We start from the raw sequence: 24,931 nt of genomic DNA, 5'->3' as shown, positions 1-24,931 counted from the left end.
ATTCCTATAATTATAAGAATGAGTATTAAAAATATAACACATGAAAACAATTTTACTTATTGAAGATGATGTCGTTTTAAGAGATTGTACTTCAGATCTTTTAGAATTATCCAACTATAAAGTTATAAAAGCTTCAAATGGAAAAATAGGTGTTAAACTGGCTAAAAAAAAATTACCCGATATTATTGTTTGTGATATCATGATGCCAGAATTAGATGGTTACGGAGTTCTAAAAAAACTTACAAATAACAAAACAACAAAGTGTATTCCTTTTATATTCTTATCTGCTAAAACAGAATTTAATGATGTTAGAAAAGGGATGAATTTGGGTGCAGATGATTATATAAGTAAACCCTTTGCTATAAAGGACCTTGTAGATGCCATAGAAAGCCGTTTAGCCAAAGTGGCTATTCTACAAGAATTGGCTACAGAAAACAACAAACTAAAAAAAACATTGGTTGATGATGAAATAAAAACCCTAAACGACTTAAAAAACTTTTTTGACGACAACGGCACAGTTTTTACGTTTAATAAAGATGAAATTATTTACCGCCAAGGCGATCATACCAATTACATTTACTTAATAAATAAAGGTGCTGTTAAGTGCCACCAAATACAAGAACAAGGCAAAGAACTTGTAACAGCGCTTTATAAAGAAGATGATTTATTTGGGTATACCTCTTTTACAAAAAAAACACCTCATGATGAAACCGTTACGGCTATAGAAGATGTTGAATTAACAGGTGTTTCTTCAATAGAATTTAATAAAATACTAAATAACAATCATAAATTATCTCTTGAACTTATGCAGCTATTGTCTGATGACCTTATAAATATAAAGAGTCAGTTATTAGAAAAAGCCTATGCTTCAGTTAATAGAAAAACAGCAGCCACAATTTTAAAATTTGCTGAAAAATTAAACAGAAAACCTGAAGACCCAATAAAAATTTCCAGAAATGATTTAGCAAATGTTGCAGGGATAGCAACAGAAACACTTATACGCGCATTAACAGAATTTAAAAAACAAGGTATTATAAAAGCGGAAGGAAGAAATATAAAAGTATTAGACATTGAAAAATTAAAAAATATAAATTAGAAATCAACCTAAATGATTAATATCATTTCATTTAACACACTTAGTTCTTAAATTAGTAATTATAAAATTGTTGTTAGATGAAAAATATACTACTTCCCACAGATTTTTCAATAAACTCATGGAATGCTATTAAATATGCTATCCATTTATTTAAAAATGAAACCTGTAACTTTTACTTACTTTACGTTCATAAGTTAAGTAATACCATAGTAGTAAATCATTCATATGCATACGCAAATGACACCGTACTAGACGATGTTCATGCAAAACCAGCTACAATAAAACTTCATAATATCTTAAAGCAAATTACAAAACACTTTCCTATTAATAGCAACCATAAATTTTATACACTTTACGATAATAACTTCTTTATTGAATCTATTAGAAAACATGTTAAAGAAAAAAAAATAGATATTATTGTTATTGGCACTAAAGGAGCATCTGCATTAAAAAAAATTATAGTGGGTAGCAATACAAGTGATGTTATCACCAAAGTAAAATGTACTACCATAGCAGTTCCTGAAAACACAAAGTATGCAAAACCAAAAGAAATAGCCTTTCCAACTGACTTTTCATTAAATTACGATATGCGTATGCTACAACCTCTTTCAGATATTTTGGATAAACACAACCCTGCACTCAACATACTAAATGTTAGTAAAAGTAAAACAGATTTAAATGCTGAACAAAAACAAAACACAGAGTTATTAGATGATTATTTTAGTTATGTAAATCATAGTTTTCACTATGTAACAAACTCAAATATAGAAAACGCTATACAGTGTTTTATTGAAAATAGACATATAGATATGATTTGTATGATGGCAAAAAACTTAAACTATTTTCAACAAATTCTGTTTCATAATAAAGTTAAAGAAATAAACTATCATACAGAAATTCCTTTTCTCATATTACACGAAAAAAATTAAAATATTATGGATACTTCTATTTTTTTAGCAAAGTTTTGGGGGTGGTACCTCATCATTTTCTTCTTAATTTTAACCTTTAATCCAAAACGGATTAAGCAAATTTTTTCCGATTTAAAAGATGAAAAATTTTTAATTATTTCCTCTTTTATAGCTATTATCATTGGTTTATTAAATATTTTATTTCACAACGTATGGCAACCAAATTGGAAATTTATAATAACTCTAATAGGATGGCTTTCTCTTCTAATAGGTCTATCTCTTTTTACTTTTCCAAAACGTACAGTAACAATATTAGAATTTATTAATATAAAATTAGTACAACTAATATATATTTTGTTATGTATGATAGGTTTATTTTTGCTAAATATGGCATATAAAATTATACCAATGTGATTTTTTTCAAACTGATATATATCATTTTAAAAGTCTCTGTTTAATACTATATTAGCATAGTAATAAAAGTTCATACACACATAATTTTAGGTGTTGTTAGTAATTTATAATGATACCAAAACAAAATATTTAAAGTTATTTTTTAACAAGAAAGCCTTAGTGTTTATTTTAGTATAAAGGGTCTGTTTTAAAAACCGGTAGTTAATTGATAATATTAAATATTTTGGAAAAACAGGAGGTAAAAACCTCCTGTTTTTTATAAAAAATAACAGCGTTTCGTATCAAAAAAACATAACACTGTTAAAAATGTTTGAAAATATTTACCATTATACATACCATTAGAAGATTTGATTTAGCTTTTTTTAGGGATAATTAATAATTTAAAAAAATGGTAAATAACAGCAAATATTTCCACTAAGTAACAGGAGCTTAAAACCTTCCTGTTTCTGCTTTTTTATTACATTAGTCATTCACATTAAAAATGTGACAAAAAGGGAGTGTTTTACATATAGACATTCCCTTTTTTTGTTCTAACTCTCAATTATTTAGTACACTGCTGGGCAGGTAAAAAACAAGATTGCAGTGACAAAATTTCCACCTAACTTTGTTTTTTTTATTCATTTGAAACGGTAAGTATCACAAACAATCCAAAGCTTATAGACTGATTTTACAGGTATTTAATGCCTCACTATTCTGTTTTGAATGTCAATGTTTGAGACCAATCACTCCAATTTAAGTTTTGATCTCTGTAACGCACTCTCCAATAATAATTGGTATTTGGTTTTAACCGTTTTATTTTTTCATCTGTCAAGTCATCATCTTTCTGACGATTTTCTAAATAATACCAGTTTTCAAACTGCTTCCAACTATCTATTACTAAATCTTCAAAATATTCATTTTCACAAACTTGCCAATTTGAAGCTGCATGGAAAGCATTGTTAAAATCACTTTTAAAATCTCCGGCCTTAAGTACTATTCCTGAAATAGACATAACACTATTATTGGGAGATATTGCAACTGGAGTCATGGGGAGCCTTTCTTTTTTATAAACTACTAATGTATCTGAAACCTCATTATTTTTTATATTGTTTTGATTGCCCCTACTTATCCGTTTGATAGTAAATTTTGGATTTTCTTTGTTTGCATCCACCTCTACTACTACAAAACCATATTCATCTTGTGTGACAGTAAACTCATCATAATCTCTCCCTTCAAATTCACCCCAATTATCAATTGCTCCTCCTGCTGAAGCAACATTAATCCATAAATGCTTATGATCTTTAGATTGTCCTCTAGAATATCCATGTGTATGTCCAAAAAAGTGGATGCTTGGTTTTTTTGTTTGAGTTGAAAAATCTTCTAAAATTTTCACAATTTTTCCACTAAAATCAGTTTCTCCTGGAATCCATAATTCAGATTTATGGGGATGATGCATCTGAGCAAATACAAAATCTATCGTTTCATCTTTTGCGGTATCAAACAGTAATTTTTCAAGCCATAAATACTGTTCTTTACTATTGCGATAACCTTCGTTAGAATTAAGTCCTATAATTCTTGTATTTCCATAATCTTTATACCACCAATGTTCAGCATAAGCAGGCGTACCATTTTCTGGCAAACTAAAATATTTAAAATAAAATTTTGAATTATTTTCGTGATTACCCAATACTGGATAAATTGGTACTTCGGCAAATAATTTTTCTCCAGAATTAAAAAAATAATCTTTCCATTGGTTATATTTTGCTCCATTTTCCACCAAATCTCCTGGAATCATGATCATAGCCAAATTATTAGGTACATTACCTTCATAAGTTTTATTAAAGTATTGCAAAACACCTTCGTTTATTATTTCTAAAAACTTTTTAGGTTCATTGACATCATATTGCATATCACTCATAGCTACAATATTAAATGACTCTTGGTCAGAAGAAAAAGGAGGTGTTTTAAATTGATAAATATTTGAAACTAATTTTCCTGTACGTACACGATAATAATATTCTGTAAATCGTTTTAACCCCTCTAATTTAACTTCGTGAATTCTACTTTCCGAAAAATTAATATCATACGAAAACCCCTTTGATTTTTTACCCAATTTTGGTGTTAACCCCCACTCCACGATACTTTCTTCTCCTTTTGAAGTTTCCCATTTAATAATTATAGTATTAGGCTCTGCATCCTGTAAAAACGGTTTTACCAAAAAAGTTTCATCTACGTTTTGCGTAAAACTTATTAAAGGCATTAAAATGAAACTACAGACTATTATTTTACTTATGACTATTTTCATTATAAGTTGTTTTTATTGAATTTTCATTAATGCTTCGTTAAGTATATTTAACGCTATATTAAGTTCGTCTCTACTAATTGTTAAGGCTGGTGATAGCTGTAAAACATTACCATAAAACACTTTAAAATTCAGCCCTTTTTCTAAGCAATAATACAATATTTTTTCTGCCTCATTAGATGCTTTTTCTTTAGTAATTCTATCTTTTACCAATTCTATTCCCCATAACATTCCAATACCTCTTACATCACCAATGATTGTATGATTAAGCTTCATGGTTTCTAATGAAGATTTTATAAAAGCCTCATACTTTTTTGCCCGTTTTAAAAGATTTTGATCTTCAATAATTTCAATGGTTGTTAGTCCTGCCACTGCTCCAACAGGACTTTTTTCAAATGTACAATTGCCTAAAGATAATTCTGTTAAATGATTATAATCATCTCTCGTAATCATAGCTGCTTGTGGATAAATACCACCCCCCAATCCTTTGCCTAAGCAAAGAATATCTGGTTCTATATCATAATGTTCAAAAGCAAACATATAGCCCGTTCTACCTAGTGCAATAGATATTTCGTCTAAAATTAACAACACCCCATATTTATTACACAATGCTCTAACTTCTTTCCAAAAATTCTTTGATGGTATTTGTACATCTATATTTCTAACAGTTTCAGCTAGAAAAGCACCAATATTAGCCTCTTTGGATAGTGTATATTCAATGTATTCTAAACACTTACTCTCATTATCTTCAAAAATGCCTCGATATGTTATGGGAGGAGGAATATTAATGGTTTCTGTTGGCACTATTCCCCCCTTGTTTTCTCGCCAAAAGGATTCACCTCCAACACTCATTGTATCTAAGGAAGTTACATGAGAGTAATCCCAAAATGACATGACCTTATGTTTGCCTGTTACAGCCCTTGCTAATTTAAGGGCCATAGCTATGGCCGAACTGCCTGTTGTAGTAAATAAAATTCTATTTAAATTTGAAGGTGCTAACGAAGCTAATTTCTTTGCAAATTTTATTGCCGGTTTATTTGTATACTGTTCAGGAGAAAATGGTAATTTCTGTAATTGTTTTACAACGTTTTCAATGATTCTGGGGTGAGCATAACCTACTTGGTGAACATAATTTCCATGAAAATCTATATATCTTTTACCAGACACACTCTCAAGAGAAGCGCCCTCGGCTCTTCTCAATACATCTAAACACTGCGTAGAAAGTGATTGAGGAATAAAATAACGTGTGTCTTTTTCTAATAAACCAAGCGTCTTTTCATCTGCATGCTGATTATTCCACAGCTTATGTTTTGATACTAAATTAATATCATCTTTTACAGTTCTGTTTAAATTCATTTCATCTTGATTCATACCTTCTCTAATTGACTATAATTTATCTTTAAACATTTTTAGCAAACCAAAAAAAATTGAAGAAAATGTCCCTTTTAAAACATCTAATAACTCTTCACAACAACAATATTCTCTATATAAAAAAGAAACAATTACTAAATTCATTAAGCAAAACTATAAAATGGTTTACTAATTGTAACTAACAGAATCTTATATAAACATTATTAAAAAGAAACTAATATTACCCTTATATTAAAAAAATTACAGAAACTAGTCTTTACACATATCACCATAATGTATTGATTATATCTATCTATAATACAACTCTCCTTCATTTTGATTAGCTTACATCAAATTGAATACTAATAAAACTTAAGGCATTTCCATATCACACTTAACCATAACACCTTTCTTAGTGACGCTTAGTAGCTGTTTTTTAGTATGGCGGTTTGGTTCAAACAAGAACTAAAACAAAAAAATAAAATCTTATGTATTCAAAAAAAGCAGGTAATTTTTTAAAATTTTACCTGCTTAAAAAAACTAAACTAATTCAAAAACATATTACTAATAATCTTTGTTCTGTTCTAAATATCCTGGAGTATTAGAAGCGCCATCAATGGCTACTTGTGGTATAGGAAACAATCTATTATTTACATTACTATCGGTTTTCTCTGTCCAACTATCTTCGTAATGACCAAAACGAATTTGGTTTGTTCTTCTAAGTCCTTCCCAGTAAAACTCAAAGCCAAGCTCTCTATACAAAATATCTATATCAATGGAAGTTAATGCGGCTGGAATTGGTGCGCGAGCAGTTCTAGCTGTTCGTACTGTATTTACATCAATTAAGGCCCCTGCAGTATCTCCATTTCTTAATTTAGCTTCAGCACGCATCAGAAAAACTTCTGCATAGCGCATTAAAACTATATCAATACTACTGTAGTTGTTAGCATTTGGTGAAGTACGGCTAAACTGATATTTTGAGTTTCGGTATCCAGCATGATGAGCCCTGCCCTCATTAGTAAAATCTACTTGTAAAGTATGATTTACATAAGCAACATTCTTATCAGGTCCATTTCCTTTAGTTTGAATTACAGGATAAATTCTATACCCTTCATCACAGGTATAAAATGCTCCATTTTCATCTTTTCTTGGTCCCCAAATGATACCACGGATAATTCCTCTGTCAAATTCATAATCTTCAGCTGTTTCACAATAGTAATGATTTTCGTCATTTGAAGGATTTACCCCCGTGAGGTCTTCAAGATGTGCTGGAATTTTTTGATTTTTTTGATAAAATCTTGCATCAGCGTCTGCTGGATCTACATCCCCATAAGCATCTACCCATGTTTGATAGAAATCTGATGTTATAGCTGGGCCATCAGTTCCATCAGAACTAGTATACTCTAATCTTCCGTAATTAGAACCCGCCAAAGACCAATAAGTCCATCTACTATGTTCATTATTTAATACTCCACGTTGATCTATTGCAAAAATTAATTCTGGATTATCATGATTATCATCATTAAACAAGTCAAAATATTCTGGAGATAAGGTAAATTTACCAGATGTAATTATATTATCTGTATATTTAATTACAGCATCCATATCCTCTTTTGTAAAATTAGGAGTTCCGTACGGATCACGATATACCGCTGCATTTAAATTTAATCTTGCTAAAAACCCCCAAACAGCAGCTTGCGTCATTCTGCCAGGTCCTTTTGTTGTATTAATAGCATCTACAACAGATAACAATTCGCTTTCTATATAATCTATAGCATCTTGACCTCTTAACACTTCTGAAGTTTCAGATGAATTTTCTTTTTTGAAAACAAGTCCCCAACTATCCAAGGTTAGCATATTTAAATAAGCCCTTAGTGCTTTCATTTCATAAAGTGCACTTTCTGCTTCCGTATCGCCACTTTCTGCTAAAGGGGTTAAAACTTCAATAGCCGATAAAGTTCTTGAAATATTTTTAGTTAGTTCATTCCATGAACTAGTTACCAAATCATTTGTTGGTGTTATAGTATGCGAATGCGCTGCTAAAAATTTACCTCCATCATACCAATCTGTTCCTCCTCTATACGGTAAAATAGCTTCATCACTTGGTATTAATTGTAAACCATAATAATTTGTATGTCTCCAAGTCCATCCTAATTGACCATACGCTGGCGCAATAGCACCACTAATAGCTTCTGCTTGGCCACTTCCTGTTAAAGATTCATCTAAAACTTCTTCAGTTAAATCTGAACAACTCCAATTTAAAAATATACTGATAGTAAGAATTGTAAATACTAATTTATTTTTCATTTTTGATTTTTTTTATATTAAAATGTCAAGTTTAAACCAAATAAAATGGTTCTACTTTTTGGGTAACTGAAATAATCAATTCCAAAAGTTTGAATACCTCCAATAGAACTCCCTGTATTAATTTCAGGGTCATATCCTGAATAATCTGTTATTACAAATAAATTCTGACCTGTAATAGTTAAACGTATATTATTCATAACATCCTGAATACCTAACACTTCTGGACTTAAGTTGTATCCTAATGTAACATTGTTTAATCTTAAGAAATCCCCATCCTCTAAATATCTTGTTGAAACTAAATTTGAGTTGGTATTGGCTTCGTTTAAAAACTCTATAGCCCTATCTGTTGTATTAAATGAATTGGCAAGGTTTCCTTTATTAAAAGAAGACATGGCTACATGGTTATATATTTTGTTTCCTCCCGCACCATTAAAATTCAATCCCAAATCAAAATTCTTATATTTAAAATTCATATAAAATGCATAAATATAATCAGGCAAGGCACTGCCAGCTACTATGCGGTCATCATCTAAAATTTCACCATCATTATTAGTATCTGCAAATTGATTTAATCCATCAGATCCAATTCCAATAAATTCTTGTACATAAAATGCTCCAATAGATTCTCCGTTTAAAATACCATTAATTGTAGCTCCTGTTTGTCCTGAACCTTGAGCAGATCCTGTAGTTAATATTTTATATGGCGAATCAATAACTTCATTTTTGGTTAATGATATATTTCCTCCAATGTTATATGAAAAATCTTGACCTCTGTCATTATTAAAATCCAAAGCAATCTCCACACCCGAGTTTTTTATTTCCATTTTAGGTATGTTCGTCCAATATTTATCTGTAGGTTGAATTGGATCTACTGGAGCAACTTCTAATAAAATATTTTCTGACACTTTATTAAAATAATCAATTGTTCCAGTCAACTTGTTATTTAATAAACCAAAATCTAAACCAATATTGGTTTGAGTTGAAACTTCCCATTGTATATCTGGATTTGCTAAACGCACATAAATAGAACCATATGGATAACCACTCAAATCGGTTGCACTTTCATCCAAAGGGTAGGTATCGTTACCTGTAATACTTTCGGTATAACTAGCTTGAGTTATTTTAGAAGGAATTTCTTGACTTCCTGTTTGCCCCCAACTAGCTCTAAGTTTTAAATTGCTAAATGTTTCTGAATCTATTAAAAAATCTTCATTAATTAAATTCCAACCTAATGCAACAGATGGAAAATAACCGTATTTATTATTTTCTCCAAATTTTGACGAACCATCTGCACGCATTGTGGCTGTAACCAAATATTTATCATTATATGCGTAATTTAGTCTCCCAAAAAAAGATTGTAATTCATTTTTAGTAGCATAAGCAGATTGAGATGTTGGCTCTGTAGCTGTTTCTATCTGATATCTTGGTTCCACACCATTAGCAGGAAAACCTGACAAACTGAAACTTTTTTGACTTACTTCTGTTTGTTGATAGGTATGTCCTACTAAAAATGTAAAACTATTTAAATTCTTGTTTAGAGTATACGTCAAGGTATTCTCTAGCAAAGTATTACTATTACTTGTTGAAGATGTATTTAAAGATCCAAGTGTAATATTTGTAGCCGATGCATAAGGTTTATCCTGCACATCTCTATCTGTAGAAGAATAATCTACACCAATATTCAATTTATAAACTAAACCGTCTACTATTTCATAAGATGGTGCTACATTTCCTAAAAGTCGATAATTATGGGTAAAATCTCCATAAAGTTCTTCTGCTATTAACGGATTAAAAATATCATTACTTAAATTAGTGTTTATTTCACCATTTACATAAGGTGCATCTGTAGGATTCATGGTTAACATTTTATCTACTACCGAACTTGTATTGGGTCTAACATTTTCAAGTTTACTAGCTGTTAAATTAAACTCAACTTTAAATTTATCATCAAATGCTTTTTGAGTTAAATTTAAACGGCCAGAATAACGTTTTAAGTTACTATTCCTTAAAATACCTTCTTGATCATCTACCCCAATAGATGCTGAATATGTAGATTTTTCGGCTCCGCCACTCATCGAAAAATTTACTTTTTTAGATACACCGGTTCTTGACAATTCATCTTGCCAATCTGTGGAAGCCCCTCCATCAGCTAAAGTTCCACCAACCGCATTTACACCCGATCTAAATTCCTCTGCATTAAATACATCTACCTTATTTGTTAAAGTTGAAAAAGCTGTAGAAACCGAAAGATTCATTTGAGTTTTACCTGATTTACCTTTCTTAGTTGTTATTACAATAACCCCATTTGCTGCTCTAGATCCATAAATAGCAGCTGCCGAAGCATCTTTTAATACATCAATACTTTGAATATCCTCCGGGTTAATAAAGTTTAATGGATTTGAAGCAACACCATTTCCTGTGTTATCTAAAGCAAAACCATCAACCACATAAAGCGGCGTAGTACCTGAACGCAAACTACCAACACCACGAATAATAATGTTTTGTGAAGATCCAGGCTCTCCACTCGTTGAAGTAACATTTACACCTGCTACTTTTCCTTGTAAAAGTTGTCCTGCATTTGCGACAACCCCTTTGTTAAAACTTTCACTTTTAACAGAAGAAATGGCACCTGTTACATCTGAACGTTTTTGAGAGCCATAACCTACAATTACAATATCATCTAATTGAGCCGCATCTACATCTAAAACAATCATTATTGTTTGATAATTACTAATAACAACTTCTTTTGTTTTCATACCTAAAAAAGAGACTTCTAGTACGTCACCAATTTCAGCATTAATATTAAAGTTTCCATCAAAATCTGCTGAAACACCGTTTGTGGTACCCTTTACTAAAATGTTTGCTCCTGATAATGGTATGTTTTGATCATCAAGTACAGTTCCTGTAATTTCTTTTTGAGCCCAAGAAATACTTGTTACACTAACAAAAAGTGTTAGCAATAAAAGTTTAATTTTTTTCATTATTTTAATATAAGTTAAAATTTTATGCAAAGTAAACTGTAGACCCTTTGTTTTATGTAAACAAAACATCAACAAAAACTTATATATAAGTTGACTTCATGTTAAGTATGTTAATACAAAGTTAATCACCCCTGTATTGTGAAAAATTTACTATTTATAAACACCATGTTTTTAGCGTTTTATTAAAACTCAAAAAATTAACATGATATTTTAAGGGATCAACACTCTTATTTAGTGAATTTTTTTTTTAAATAAATAGCGCTAAGTTTATACTACTAAAACCATTAAAACTTAATCATGAACTCTTCAAAACAAAGCATATTGATACTGCTATTTTTTATTTTTCAAATAGCCATTGGACAAGAAATAGGGTTACCATATAAAATTCATTCCCATAATGATTACAAACAAAAAGTTCCGTTTTGGACGGCATATTCATGTGGTTTAAACTCTATTGAAATTGATGTTATCTTGAAAAATGATACGCTTTTTGTTGCTCATGATGAAGTGGACATCACTTCATTTAATACTATTGAAAACCTTTATTTGGATCCTATTCAAAAAACATTTCAATTAACCCCACAATCTTACCAACAAATTCAACTTCTTATTGACATTAAAACAGAAGCTATTGCTACCTTAAAAACACTTATAAACACTTTAAAATTATATCCTGATATTACAAATTCTGAGCATATCTCATTTATTGTTTCTGGTAACCAACCCAAACCTGAATCATATAATAATTACCCTTCTTTTATAAAATTTGACTATCAAAATTTAAAACCACTTTCAGAAGAAGCTCTTAACAAAGTAGGGCTCATAAGTTTACCATTTTCGAAATTTTCCAATTGGAATGGTAAAGGCAGACTTACCAAAGAAGATCACAAAAAAGTATCAGAAATAATTAATAAAGCACACAGTTTTAACAAACCTTTTCGCTTTTGGGGTTGTCCAGATTCTAAAACAGCATGGAAAGCCTTTGCTGAGTTAGGTGTAGATTACATCAATACAGATATGCCTTATACTGCATCTACATACATACACTCATTATCAGATAGAATTCATAGAAACACTTTTTATTCTACCGTTTATAAGCCTACATTTCATTCAATTAAAAAAAATCAGGGTGTTAAAAACATTATTTTGATGATTGGAGATGGCTATGGACTTTCTCAAATATCAGCCGCTGCACTATCTAATCACGGAGAACTAACACTAACACAACTAAAATCTATAGGCCTTTTGAAAACACAAGCTGCTGATGATTTTACAACTGACTCTGCAGCTGCCGGAACCGCAATTGCTACTGGTGAAAAAACATATAATAGATCTATAGGCATGAATATAAATAGAGTGCCAATAGAAAACATGACGGAATTGCTTAATAAAAAAAATTACAATACAGGCTTTATAACTACTGATGTAATTACTGGAGCTACACCATCGGCATTTTATGCCCATCAATTAGATAGAGATATGACTAAAGAAATAGCCTCCGATTTAATTAAAAGTAATATTTCATTATTTATGGGAGGAGGGGCCTCCAGCTACTCTGATATTTTTGTTAATTCAAATTTTACTATTTTAAATAGTTTAAATGAAATAGCTTCAAGCAAAAAAAAGAAAGTTGGCTATTTTCTTTCTGAAAAAGGTGTACCAAGTATAAACTCGGGTCGAGACCACATACTTGCTGAAGCTACCAAAACAGGATTAGAATATTTTAGCAATCAAAATAAACCATTTTTTTTAATGATTGAAGCTGCGCAAATAGATTCTTTCGGACATAGAAATGATATATCTGGCATTGTAACAGAAGCTATTGACTTTGACAAAGCGATTACTGAAGCTATCAAGTATGCTGATACTCATAAAAATACACTCGTAATAATAACAGCAGATCATGAAACTTCTGGATTAAGCATCCCTCAAGGAAATTTAGAGTCAAATAAAGTTGAAGGCGATTTTTCAACTTATGACCATACAGGTGTTATGGTTCCTATATTTGCTTACGGACCTAAATCTGAGGTTTTTACTGGAGTTTATGAAAACAATGAGGTTTTTCACAAAATAAAAGACGTTTTAAATATAAAGTAAACTTCATGTATTCATTTCGCCCTATCGTTTTTATAATTTATTTTGTAGTAACGTCAATTATTGCTCAAAAACCGGTCTCTATCGATACGCAAGATATTCAGATAGCTTTTATAGCCGATATTCACTTTCAAGACATCTATGGAAAATTTTCGGATACTGACTACCAAGGTGTTTTTAATAATAAAACAAATAAGTTTACCTTATTAAGAACAATGGACGCTCAATTGCATTCTACACGGATTTTTAATGAAAATTATTTTGCTCTTTTTGCTGCTTTAGATGATATGGCTGCCAAAGGCATAAAATTCGTTGCATTACCAGGAGATTTTACCGATGACGGACAAACCATCCATTTAAGAGGATTGCAACAAATTTTACAGACTTATAGCAGTACTTATGATATGCAATTTTTTATTACAACTGGTAATCATGATCCAGTAGGACCTTTTGCACAAGAATCTGGGAAATCGGACTTTATGGGAATTAATGGACAAGCACAAGGCATTTATAGCAACTCAAAATCCAGTAATAAGAATGATAATAAACTACCTAATATCATTTCAGAAGATATAAAAAAATTAGGTTACAAAGGTATTTTTAGCCATTTGAAACCCTATGGCTTTTCTCCTCAAAAAAATTATTTATTCTGGGCTACACCATTTTCAAATTATAAAGCAGATAATTACACATATGATAAAGCATTAGCTAATGCTCCCCTTGAAAAAAGAATGTATGATATTGTACCTGGATATACCATTCCTGATGCTAGTTACGTGGTAGAGCCTACGCCTAACGTATGGCTATTAGCTATTGATGCTAATGTTTATATCCCCAAAAGAACTACAAATGGTAATCCTTTAAACCCAAAAAATTATGGCAGTGCAAGCATTGGCTATAACAATGTAGTTACTCATAAAAAACATTTACTTACATGGATAGAAACAATTGCAAATGAAGCTAAACGGCTTAACAAAACCCTTATTGCTTTTAGTCATTACCCAATAATAGACTTTAATGATGATGCTTCCGAAACCTTAAAATCTTTTTTTAATGGAAATAAATGGCAATTAGAACGCGTGCCCAATGAAATGGTAGCCAAACTATTATCTGAAGCAGGTATTACCGTTCATGTTGGGGGGCATATGCATATAAATGATACTGGAATTAGAACGTTTTCAAACGAAAAATCAATAGTCAATATCCAAACACCATCCATAGCAGCATATATTCCTGGCTACAAAATATTAAAAATTAAACCCAATAGTACTATTGAAGTAAACACAATAACTATTAACAAAATTCCTAATTTTAATGAATTATTTCCTTTATATGAACAAGAATATACTTTTTTAAAAGAAAACAAACTCCCTGTATGGAATTATGATATTTTAAAAACAAATTCATATAAAGATTTTACCATCTTTCATTTAAAAGAGCTTGTTAGATTGCGTTTTCTAAAAGATGACTGGGATTCTAATTTTAAAAATTTTATGCTAAACATTTCAGCAGAAGAGCTACTTCTTCTTCCTTATTTAAATCCTGAGATAGATCTTCAAACTATGTTTGACAATAAAGAATTATATAAAACCGATTGGAAAACCGCAAAAGACAAAGCTAGAATGGCCTTAAAGAAATCTGAGTTTTCTTTTCACGATTTTGAGCAATGGACGGCTTTTGATTTGATTTTTGACTTTTACAGAATTAGAAATGCAGATATTTTAGCTATTGATGATATTGGAATAAAACAAATTTCAATATATCAATGGCTTTTTAAAAATTACAATTTGAATATATCAAAAAAAGTTACTGATATAAACAGACAAAAGTTAACAGAGTTTTACAATGCTTTTTCAAAATTTTTAAATGGCTCGCCTTCAAATAACTTTATAATAGATTATAAAACTGGCAAATTAACTAAAATAGAAAGTAAATAGCCACAATATTACTCTACTTTTTTAATGAAATAGGTTGGGTAGTTTAAAAAAATTGAGTTATGATTACAAACAACAAAGCCTGATAAAATTTATCAGGCTTTATTATTATATAGTCTATTATATTAAACGCTAATTCCCTTTTTTATAATCTTCTAAAAACTTTGCTAAACCACTATCGGTTAATGGGTGTTTTAATAGACCCGTAATGGATGATAATGGTCCTGTCATAACATCACTTCCAATTTTAGCACAATCAATAACGTGCATTGTATGACGCACAGAAGCTGCTAAAATTTGAGTATCAAAAGCATAATTATCATAAACTTGTCTTATTTCTGCAATAAGATTTAAACCATCGGTAGATATATCATCCAATCTTCCAATAAATGGCGATACATAAGTAGCTCCTGCTTTTGCAGCTAATAATGCTTGTCCTACAGAAAAAACCAATGTTACGTTAGTTCTTATACCTTTGTCTGAAAAATACTTACACGCTTTTACACCTGCTGCTATCATTGGTAGTTTTACCACAATTTGAGGGTGTAAAGCAGCCAATGCTTCACCTTCTTTTACCATGCCTTCAAAATCAGTTGAAATAACTTCTGCACTTACATCGCCTTCAACAATATTACAAATCTTCTTATAGTGTGCTAATATATTTGTTTCACCGGTAATCCCTTCTTTGGCCATTAAAGAAGGATTAGTTGTTACGCCATCTAAAACACCTAAAGCTTGTGCTTCTTCAATATCACTAAGGTTTGCTGTATCAATAAAAAACTTCATTTCTTTATTTTTTAATTTATTAAAAACATTATTTATTTAAATAAGCCAATACTTGTTTGCTTACTTTTTCGCCTGTAAAGCCAAATTTATCATCTAATACAGATGCTGGTGCTGAATAGCCAAAATGCTCTAACCCGAATACTTTACCGCTATCACCTACCAAACCTTCTAAATTAACTGGTAAGCCAGCCGTTAGGCCAAATAATGGTTTATTTTTAGGAATTACAGAGTTTTGATAGTCTTTAGATTGTAATCTGAAAACCCCTTCTGAAATTACCGAAGCAATATTCACTTTTAAGTTATGTTGAGACTCTAGAATCTCTGCTGCTGCAAATAAGGTTGCAACTTCAGATCCATTTGCGATTAAAACCACATCTGGATTTTCAACTTCTTTTACTAAATACCCTCCTTTTTCAGCAGCTAAAGCTTCTTTGTATCTTGACGCTCCTTGCGGGACTATATCTTTAATACCTTGACGAGAAAGAATTAATCCTGTTGGGGTGTTTTTATTTTCTAAGGCCATTTTCCAAGCTACGCTGGTTTCTGCAGAATCTGCAGGACGTAAAGCCAAGAAACTTGGGTTTCCGCTATGGTTCTTTAATTTTTCTAATAAACGTATTTGAGCTTCTTGCTCTACTGGTTGGTGTGTTGGTCCATCCTCTCCAACTCTAAAAGCATCATGCGTCCAAACGTATTTCACACCCAATTCTTGAATACCACTCAAACGAATGGCTGGTTTCATATAATCTGAAAATACAAAGAATGTTGCTACTACTGGAATAATTCCTCCGTGAAGCGCAATACCATTAGCAATACATGCCATAGTTAACTCAGCAACACCTGCTTGTAAAAATGATCCTGAAAAATCGCCTTTTTGAAGCGCCTGTGTTTTCTTTAAAAATCCGTCTGTTTTATCTGAATTTGATAAATCAGCAGACGACACAATCATATTCTCAACATTTTCAGCCAAATACCCTAAAACCCCTGAAGAGGCTGCTCGTGTTGCTAAACCAGCTTTATGAGTTATGGTTGAAAAATCTAATTCTGGTAATTCTCCTGACAAGAAGAAATCTAATTTTGAAGCCAAGGCTTCGTTTGCTTGCCTCCACGTTAAAATCTCTGCTTTCTTTTCAGCAGCTTTAGCCGTTTTTTCTGTTAATAGATTTTTGTAAAACTCTTGAACATCATCAAATATATCAAATGGACTTTCTGGGTTTGCTCCTAAGTTGATCAAGGTTTTTGTATAATCTGCACCTGTAGCACCAATAGGTTGTCCATGCAATTCACAATAACCTTCAAACATATCTCCATCTACCGTAACACAACCTTTTCCCATAATTGTTTTTCCTATTATTAAGGTTGGTTTTTCAGTTTCATTATTAGCATCTGTCAATGCTTTTCTAATTTCTTCGTGATTATGTCCATCAATTGTAACTACCTTCCATCCCCAAGCTTCATATTTCATAGCTGTATCCTCTGTAGTTACTTCATCTGTAGAAGTTGATAATTGAATATCATTAGAATCAAAAAACATGATAAAATTGCTCAATCCTAAATGCCCAGCAATACGCCCAGCACCTTGTGAAATTTCTTCTTGGATACCTCCATCAGAAATAAAACCATAAATTTTATGATTCATCCAGTCTCCAAAACGAGCCTGTAAGAACTTAGCGGCAATAGCTGCTCCCACACCCATAGTATGGCCTTGACCTAAGGGACCAGATGTATTTTCAATACCACGCTTTACATCAACCTCTGGGTGACCTGGTGTTATAGAACCCCATTGTCTAAAATTAGCAACATCATCTTTTGTATAGTTTCCTAAAAGATAATATTGGGCATACATTAAAGTTGATAAGTGACCAGCATCCATAAAAAAACGATCTCTAAATGGCCATTCCATATCTGATGGGTCATAATTAAAGAATTCAGAATACAGAATATGCATAAAATCTGCACCTCCCATAGGACCTCCTGGGTGTCCTGAATTTGCTTTTTCTACCATGGCTACAGCAAGCGCCCTTATGTTATCTGCTGATTGTTGATCAATTTTTTTGTTCATTTTAATTTATAGTTAATTCTAAATAGTTTTTACGTTGAATTATACTTTTTCCAAAGGAATTATAGAATAAAAACATTTTTTTGCAAATATATAATAAAATAACAGCTAAGTGTTTTATACTTAAACAAAGTCTCTAACTGACTGTCATTTTTTATTTTTATATGATGCTATTTATCTCATTCATTTTAAAAATTTAGGGAGCTGTGGCTTTATAAATTATCGCTGAAGTTAAAGTAGATATGCTATATACACTTTGGGCTTTCAAAAATGCGGATTCTCCTTTTTTAAGAGTCAAAACTGTGTTTCCTTCTTTTATTTCTGCTTGACCTTCAATAATCATTATAATTTGAGCTGTTTTAGATTGTGATTGATATGCTTTTACACTAGAAATATCAATTTTACTAAGCTCAAAGTCTGGTGCTATTGTTTTATAAATACGCTCCAAACCATCATCTTGCAACGTTCCTTGCATAATATTTGGAATAGTTTCTTCAAAAGTAATATGTTTAAGCAGTTCTGGGACATCAATATGTTTAGGAGTTAAACCACCACGTAACACATTATCTGAATTTGCCATTAACTCCATATTTTGACCTTCTAAATAAGCATGAGGAATACCAGCATCTTGAAAAATTGCTTCTCCTTTATTTGCTTTTAGAATGTTGAAAAAATAGATAGAATAAATACCTTTATCTAAAAGGGTTTTATCTTCTGCTGAATCAACAGCTTTGGCTGCCCAATAATCTGGACTTGATTTATCTAATTTCCCTGCTAAGTACAATGGCATAATACGCTCAACTAAAGGTGCTAACATTTTATTGCTTGCCTCTTGAGATTGTTCCATTACTTTTTTATAAAGTCCATAGTAACTTTCTTTTTCAAAAATTGGTAATAACCCAACAAACTCAGGTGTATTTTTTAATCTTTGAATCAATTGATTTTTTGGTAAAAACCCGTGTAACAACCAAAACTCACTTAAGGCTACCATTATTTCAGGTTTATGATTATCATCTTTATAATTTCTATGAGGAGCTGTTATCGGAATTCCTAAATCATTTTCATTTTTAAAGCCTTTTTCTGCTTCTTTTTTGGATGGATGTACTTGAATGGATAGCATATCATGCACATCTAATACCTTAAATAAGAATGGCAAACGCCCAAATTTATTAACAACCTCACTTCCTAAGCTAGCAACAAGGTTTGATTTCAGGAAATCATTTAAAGATTGATTCCCTTCAGTTGTTAAAATAGTTGATGGTGCATTGGCATGGGCTCCTAACCAATATTCTGCACATTTTTCATCATTAGCTTCCATTCCTAATAATTCTGGAATAAACTGTTTACCACCCCATGCATAATTTTGAATTTTTCCCTTAAGAGCAAATAGGTTTGTTGTGTTTTTTGACATTTTATATGTTTTTTAGTATATAAAGCAATGTTTTTTTGGATGAATCAAAAATAAACTTTTTAATTTATGAAAACGTACTACTATTAATAAATTAAAAAAAGCCTCTCCTAAAATTTAAAGTAAAAACTTTAAATTTTAGGAGAGGCTTTTTAACTATTTAACAAAATAAACGTTTAACGCCTTAAGCATTAAAACTATTCCAAAGTCACTTCTAATGGGTTTTCTATTTTTTTAGAAAAAGAATTTAAATAAGACTCCCATTCATCTTTAGTGTTGAATTGCTTACTTTTCTTCCATCCAAAACCTGCATAATATACAACCGAATTATCAATCACTTTTAAATGTGCATAGGCATTACTTTCGTCTTTAGATTCTGTATCATATTTTTCAAAACCTGAGAAATATTTTTTAGGTGCAACAATCGCTGTACCTATTTCTGAATCTGCATGTGGTTGCCAGTAACTAACCCAAGCATTTTCATCACTACCAGATACTTCTCCATCCTTTTCATGAAGTGTTAATCCTGCTGATATTGTATTCGCACCCTGAATAGTAGTATTGAATTTACTCAAATTACTACCATAATCAAGACTAATAATTTTACTTTCAATGATTTCGTTTCCTCCAGCATCCCAATTAGCATATTCTAAATAAAAACTCGTTCTAATTGGGCCTGTTGTAATTGTACGCCATTTCGTATAATTTTTAGAATAATAGTATGTTGTGTCTTTCTTAACAGCTATACCGCCTACTCCTCTACTTATACCTACATGAAAATTATCAAGTCCTTCTCCAGTATCCTTATGATAAGATCCTGTTTTATCGGTATCTTTTTTATACCACTTATTAATTATGGGATATTCAACTCTTTTTAACCAAGCATCTACACCACTTGAAAGCGTAGGTTGCGGCAAGTTATTTTCAGCTCGATATTGTGCATCTGGTCCATAAACACGAAACGCAACTCTGTTATTTTCCCATGCATAATCATCTGTACGCTCTGGAACAAAGCGAGAATAGCAATACTCAATAGTTTCTGATTTCTCTTCATCAGCCAATTCAACAACAACATATTTTTTTTCTGAATTTGCTGCTACTTTAGGTTGAAACAACAACTGATCAAAAACACCATCTTCATCATTATCAACTGTTTGTGTGATTTGCAATTCATTGGTTTCAATATCTTTTATGCCAAGGTTTGACAAATCTTCAACTTTCAAAAAATCTTTTGTAAGCGTTACTGTTTCAAAAGTTCTTTCTAAATCAAGTGAATTTTTTACGACAATTGTTTTATCTGCATTCTTTTGAGAACAAGCAGATAAGGACATAATCGCTAAAACAAAAAATAATGATTTTACGTTTTTCATTTTGATAATATTGAATTCGTTAGTAATTATGATTTAACTTTCATTTGAAGGCTTACCGATAGTAGCAAGAATTCCTCCATCTACATAAACAACATGACCGTTAACAAAATCACTTGCTTTAGATGCTAAAAATATCGCTGCTCCCTGTAAATCTTCAGGATTACCCCAACGTCCTGCTGGTGTACGCCCCATAATAAATTCATTAAAAGGATGCCCATCTACTCTAATTGGTGCTGTTTGGCTTGTTGCAAAATACCCTGGACCAATACCATTGGTTTGAATATTATATTTTGCCCACTCTGTAGCCATACTTCTTGTAAGCATTTTTAAACCTCCTTTAGCGGCAGCATATGCACTTACAGAATCTCTTCCTAACTCACTCATCATAGAACAAATGTTAATGATTTTTCCTCCGCCTCTTTTAATCATGTTTTTAGCAACATACTTAGAAACAATAAATGGTCCTACAAGATCTACTTTTACTACAAGTTCAAAATCTTTAGTCTCCATTTCAACAATAGGCGTTCTTTTTATAATTCCAGCATTGTTTACTAAAATATCTATAGGACCTACTTCTTTTTCTATTTTAGCAATAGATTCTTCAACGGCTTTATCATCAGTTACATCAAATACATAACCATATGCATTTAATCCTGACGCTTTATATTCTTTTACCGCTTCTTCTAACGCATCATTAGAATTGTTATTTACAACAATTGTTGCTCCTGCATTACCTAATCCTTTTGCCATAGCCATACCTAAACCATGAACTGCTCCTGTTACTAATGCTACTTTTCCTGTTAAATCAAATAAGTTTGTTGACATACTTTTTATTTTCTTTTTTTATTGATTATCTTAATTCATTCGTTGGACAAACATCCATATCTCCATAGTCTAAGTTTTCACCTGCCATACCCCAAATAAAGCTATAGCTACTTGTACCTGAACCAGAGTGAATAGACCATGGTGGTGAAATAACTGCTTCATTATTAGCCATCCATATATGTCTTGTTTCATTTGTTTCTCCCATAAAATGACATACAGCTTGATCTTCTGGCACTTCAAAGTAAAAATAGACTTCCATCCTACGGTCATGTACGTGAGCAGGCATAGTATTCCATGAACTACCCGATTTAATTGTAGTCATTCCCATTTGCAATTGACATACATCTACAACACTATTTACAATATATTTTCTTAAAGTACGTGCATTTGCTGTTTCAGGAGCACCTAACTCAATAACCTCTACATCATTTGTTCCTATTTTTTTATTTGGAAATGATTTATGAGCTGGTGTAGAATTCAAATAAAACATAGCTGGGCTGTTAGATGATTTACTAGAAAAAGAAACCTCTTTATTACCTTGACCTAAATACAATGCTTCTTTATGCTCTAAAACATACTCTGTTCCGTCAACATTAACAACACCTGCTTCACCAATATTTATAATTCCTAACTCCCTTCTTTGTAGAAAAAATTCAGATTTCAATGCATCAATCGTTTCTAAAACAACTGATTTATTTACAGGAACAATACCTGCAACCATAAATCTATCATAGTGGGAATATATCCAATTAACACCGTCTTTCGTCATTAAATCTTTTACTAAAAACTCATCTCTAAGTTCAGCGGTATCCATTTTTTTTACTTCACGCGGAGAGGCCGCATATCTTACCTCACAGTTTGTACTCATAATTAAATTTCGTTTAATGTTTGCACAAAAGTAATAAATTAAAACCAAAAATACAATCGATTGTATTATAGATTTTACTTATATTTGTCTGAATTATTTTTTTGATAAAATATATTAGTAATACTTAATGAAAAAAGAGAAAGCTACCATTCATGATATTTCAAAATCCTTAGGAATTGACAGTTCTACAGTTTCTAGGGCTTTAAATGATAGCCCGCGTGTTTCAAAAACAACAAAAGATGCTGTTATACAAAAAGCAAAGGAATTGGGATATCAAAAAAATAGTTTAGCATCTAATCTACGCACTAACAAAACACATACCATTGCTGTTGTTTTGCCTAGAATTTCACGTCATTTCTTTTCAACGGTTATTGCTGGTATTGAAGAAACAGCTTATGAAGCTGGTTATAATGTTATTATTTGCCAAACTTTAGATATTCTTGATAGGGAAAAAAAGATAATGTCAACACTTATTTCTAATCGAGTGGATGGGGTTATAATTTCCATCTCCATGGAAACCACAAATTATGAACATTTGGAAGCTTATAGAAACCTGAACAATCCTATTATTTTTTTTGATAGACCATGTGATTTAGAAAACTGTACCAACATAAATATTGATAACTTTCATGCTAGCTTTATGACTACAGAACATCTAATTTTTGAAGGCTGTAAGCATATTGCTCACTTTTCTGGTTCTCAAAACATTGAGCTATACAGGCAACGTAAAAATGGCTATTTAGCAGCCTTAAAAAAGCATAACATTAAAGTAAATGACCATTATATTTTTGAATCAAATTTATCTGAAGAAGATGGAATTAATTCTGCTAAAAAATTATTAAAATTAGGGACAGTTGACGGCTTAATTTCTGCAAATGATACTGCTGCCATAGCTGCAATGCAATATTTTAAAAGTCAAGGCATTAAAGTCCCTGAAGATATTTCTGTTGCTGGTTTTAACAACGACCCTATTTCAGCTGTTATTGATCCCTCTTTAACCACCATTAATCAACCTGCATTTGACATTGGTAAAAGAGCGTCCAGCCTGTTATTAGAACTTATTGAAAGTAAATCTACAAATACGGATACTCCTTCAACAGTTCTTAATTCTGAGCTTATTATAAGAAACTCTAGTAAAAAAAGTTAAGGATTTTTATTTGAAGATTCTCGAACGACCAATTCTGCATTCAATATCATTTTATTTAAGGACACCTTTTTTTTAGGGTTTTTGATACGATACAAAAAAGCTTCTGCAGCTAATCGACCTATTTCTTCACTATGCTGATTGATTGTTGTTATAGAAGGACTTACAAAAGAAGTAAATGGCTCATTACCAAAACCTACTAATGAAATCTCATCGGGCACCTTTATCTGGTTCTCCTTTAATACTTGCAAAGCGCCCAATGCAGCAAAATCACCAGCTGCATAAACAGCATCCGGTCTATTTGGTAATTTTAAAAGTGCTTCCATTTTTTTTCTTCCATCTTCTAAACTTAAACTGCCTTCTAAAATTAAATCGTTTTCAATTGGTAAATCATGCTTTTTAAGCGCGTCCACGTAGCCAATAATTCTATTTTTATAAATTCTTGTATGTCTGTATCCAGCAATATGAGCAATTCTTTTACACCCTTGCTCAACTAGATGATTCACAATCAAATGACTGCTTTGGTAATCATTTATTCCTACATAATCAACCTCCAAATCATTTTCACCACGGTCAAATAAAATTAATGGAATTCCATTGGCCTTTATTTTCTCATAATGAGAAAAATTTAAAGTTTCATTGGCTAATGAGGCAATTACACCATCAACTTGAGTAAATAAAAGAACATCAATACTTTCACACTCCTTTTTATATGATTCATTAGATTGAGAAATAATTACACTATATCCTTTATCATTTAATATCTCTTCAATACTTTGTAACACTGAAGAAAAGAAATGACTATTTGCTTTAGGTATAATCAAACCAACCAAATTACTTTTTCCTTTTCTTAAAGCACTTGCCAAATGATTAGGTTGATAATTTAAGTTTTTAGCAACTTGAATTACATCCTCTTTGGTTTTTACACTGATTCTAGGATGATTATTTAAAGCTTTTGAAACTGCTGAGGGCGTAATACCCAACACATTTGCAATATCTTTTATAGTAGATTTTTTTGTTGTTGCCAAAAATATTATATATTTGATTAATCGTTTGAACAAAACTAAGTGGTTTTTATAAGAAAAAAAAGATTTTTCATTTTATTT

General features: G+C 31.2%; 16 protein-coding genes. 5 read left to right on the top strand and 11 right to left on the bottom strand.

Annotated features, from left to right (window positions below; translation table 11 throughout):
• Nucleotides 1-40: 40 nt before the first annotated feature.
• Both APS56_RS00615 and APS56_RS00610 read left to right on the top strand, forming a co-directional pair.
• Nucleotides 41-1,096, top strand: coding sequence for a response regulator (locus tag APS56_RS00615; RefSeq protein ID WP_054723803.1), 1,056 nt, complete (start codon nt 41-43; stop codon nt 1,094-1,096).
• A gap of 77 nt (nt 1,097-1,173) precedes the next feature.
• Nucleotides 1,174-2,025, top strand: coding sequence for a universal stress protein (locus APS56_RS00610; protein ID WP_054723802.1), 852 nt, complete (start codon nt 1,174-1,176; stop codon nt 2,023-2,025).
• Nucleotides 2,026-3,106: 1,081 nt separating this feature from the next.
• Here APS56_RS00610 and APS56_RS00600 read toward each other — a convergent pair.
• The 4 genes from APS56_RS00600 to APS56_RS00585 all read right to left on the bottom strand — a co-directional run bounded on the left by APS56_RS00600 (nt 3,107) and on the right by APS56_RS00585 (nt 11,337).
• On the bottom strand, nt 3,107-4,702 hold the full coding sequence (locus APS56_RS00600; RefSeq protein ID WP_054723800.1) for a fibronectin type III domain-containing protein: 1,596 nt from the start codon (nt 4,700-4,702) through the stop codon (nt 3,107-3,109).
• A gap of 12 nt (nt 4,703-4,714) precedes the next feature.
• Nucleotides 4,715-6,070 carry a (R)-1-hydroxy-2-aminoethylphosphonate ammonia-lyase gene (gene pbfA / locus APS56_RS00595; RefSeq protein WP_054723799.1) on the bottom strand — a complete coding sequence of 452 codons (1,356 nt, stop codon included), beginning with the start codon at nt 6,068-6,070 and terminating at the stop codon, nt 4,715-4,717.
• Nucleotides 6,071-6,613: 543 nt separating this feature from the next.
• Nucleotides 6,614-8,356 carry a RagB/SusD family nutrient uptake outer membrane protein gene (locus tag APS56_RS00590; RefSeq protein ID WP_054723798.1) on the bottom strand — a complete coding sequence of 581 codons (1,743 nt, stop codon included), beginning with the start codon at nt 8,354-8,356 and terminating at the stop codon, nt 6,614-6,616.
• A 17-nt stretch (nt 8,357-8,373) separates the two neighbouring features.
• Nucleotides 8,374-11,337: a SusC/RagA family TonB-linked outer membrane protein gene (locus APS56_RS00585; protein WP_054723797.1), complete on the bottom strand. Its 2,964-nt coding sequence runs from the start codon at nt 11,335-11,337 to the stop codon at nt 8,374-8,376.
• 297 nt (nt 11,338-11,634) lie between these two features.
• On the opposite strand from APS56_RS00585, the gene APS56_RS00580 reads away from it, so the two are divergent.
• Nucleotides 11,635-13,434 (top strand): alkaline phosphatase, encoded by a 1,800-nt coding sequence (locus tag APS56_RS00580; RefSeq protein WP_082379207.1) that lies wholly within the window; start codon nt 11,635-11,637, stop codon nt 13,432-13,434.
• 5 nt (nt 13,435-13,439) lie between these two features.
• Nucleotides 13,440-15,368 (top strand): metallophosphoesterase family protein, encoded by a 1,929-nt coding sequence (locus APS56_RS00575; RefSeq protein WP_082379206.1) that lies wholly within the window; start codon nt 13,440-13,442, stop codon nt 15,366-15,368.
• A gap of 129 nt (nt 15,369-15,497) precedes the next feature.
• Here APS56_RS00575 and fsa read toward each other — a convergent pair whose 3' ends face one another.
• The 6 genes from fsa to kduI all read right to left on the bottom strand — a co-directional run bounded on the left by fsa (nt 15,498) and on the right by kduI (nt 22,681).
• Nucleotides 15,498-16,151, bottom strand: a complete 654-nt coding sequence (gene fsa / locus APS56_RS00570; protein WP_054723796.1) for a fructose-6-phosphate aldolase — start codon at nt 16,149-16,151, stop codon at nt 15,498-15,500.
• A 28-nt stretch (nt 16,152-16,179) separates the two neighbouring features.
• Nucleotides 16,180-18,213, bottom strand: a complete 2,034-nt coding sequence (locus tag APS56_RS00565) for a transketolase family protein (RefSeq protein ID WP_054723795.1) — start codon at nt 18,211-18,213, stop codon at nt 16,180-16,182.
• A 193-nt stretch (nt 18,214-18,406) separates the two neighbouring features.
• The gene (gene manA / locus APS56_RS00560; RefSeq protein WP_054723794.1) at nt 18,407-19,621 is read right to left on the bottom strand and encodes a mannose-6-phosphate isomerase, class I; all 1,215 of its coding nucleotides are present in this window, start codon (nt 19,619-19,621) and stop codon (nt 18,407-18,409) included.
• A gap of 194 nt (nt 19,622-19,815) precedes the next feature.
• On the bottom strand, nt 19,816-20,988 hold the full coding sequence (locus tag APS56_RS00555; protein ID WP_054723793.1) for a BT3233 family polysaccharide utilization protein: 1,173 nt from the start codon (nt 20,986-20,988) through the stop codon (nt 19,816-19,818).
• A 33-nt stretch (nt 20,989-21,021) separates the two neighbouring features.
• Nucleotides 21,022-21,813: a gluconate 5-dehydrogenase gene (locus APS56_RS00550; RefSeq protein WP_054723792.1), complete on the bottom strand. Its 792-nt coding sequence runs from the start codon at nt 21,811-21,813 to the stop codon at nt 21,022-21,024.
• Nucleotides 21,814-21,838: 25 nt separating this feature from the next.
• Complete coding sequence (gene kduI / locus APS56_RS00545; RefSeq protein ID WP_054723791.1) at nt 21,839-22,681, bottom strand: 5-dehydro-4-deoxy-D-glucuronate isomerase; 843 nt, start codon at nt 22,679-22,681, stop codon at nt 21,839-21,841.
• 127 nt (nt 22,682-22,808) lie between these two features.
• Between kduI and APS56_RS00540 the strand changes: the two genes are divergently transcribed.
• On the top strand, nt 22,809-23,828 hold the full coding sequence (locus tag APS56_RS00540; protein WP_054723789.1) for a LacI family DNA-binding transcriptional regulator: 1,020 nt from the start codon (nt 22,809-22,811) through the stop codon (nt 23,826-23,828).
• On the opposite strand, the gene APS56_RS00535 is transcribed toward APS56_RS00540, so the two are convergent.
• The gene (locus APS56_RS00535; protein WP_054723787.1) at nt 23,825-24,853 is read right to left on the bottom strand and encodes a LacI family DNA-binding transcriptional regulator; all 1,029 of its coding nucleotides are present in this window, start codon (nt 24,851-24,853) and stop codon (nt 23,825-23,827) included. The two genes, APS56_RS00540 and APS56_RS00535, sit on opposite strands and share 4 nt — an antisense overlap.
• Between the last annotated feature and the right edge of the window lie 78 nt (nt 24,854-24,931).

This window comes from Pseudalgibacter alginicilyticus (assembly GCF_001310225.1).
Classification (GTDB): Bacteria; Bacteroidota; Bacteroidia; order Flavobacteriales; family Flavobacteriaceae; genus Pseudalgibacter; species Pseudalgibacter alginicilyticus.
Note: the sequence above shows the minus strand (reverse complement) of the source record. Positions and strands in the feature narration are given on the sequence as shown.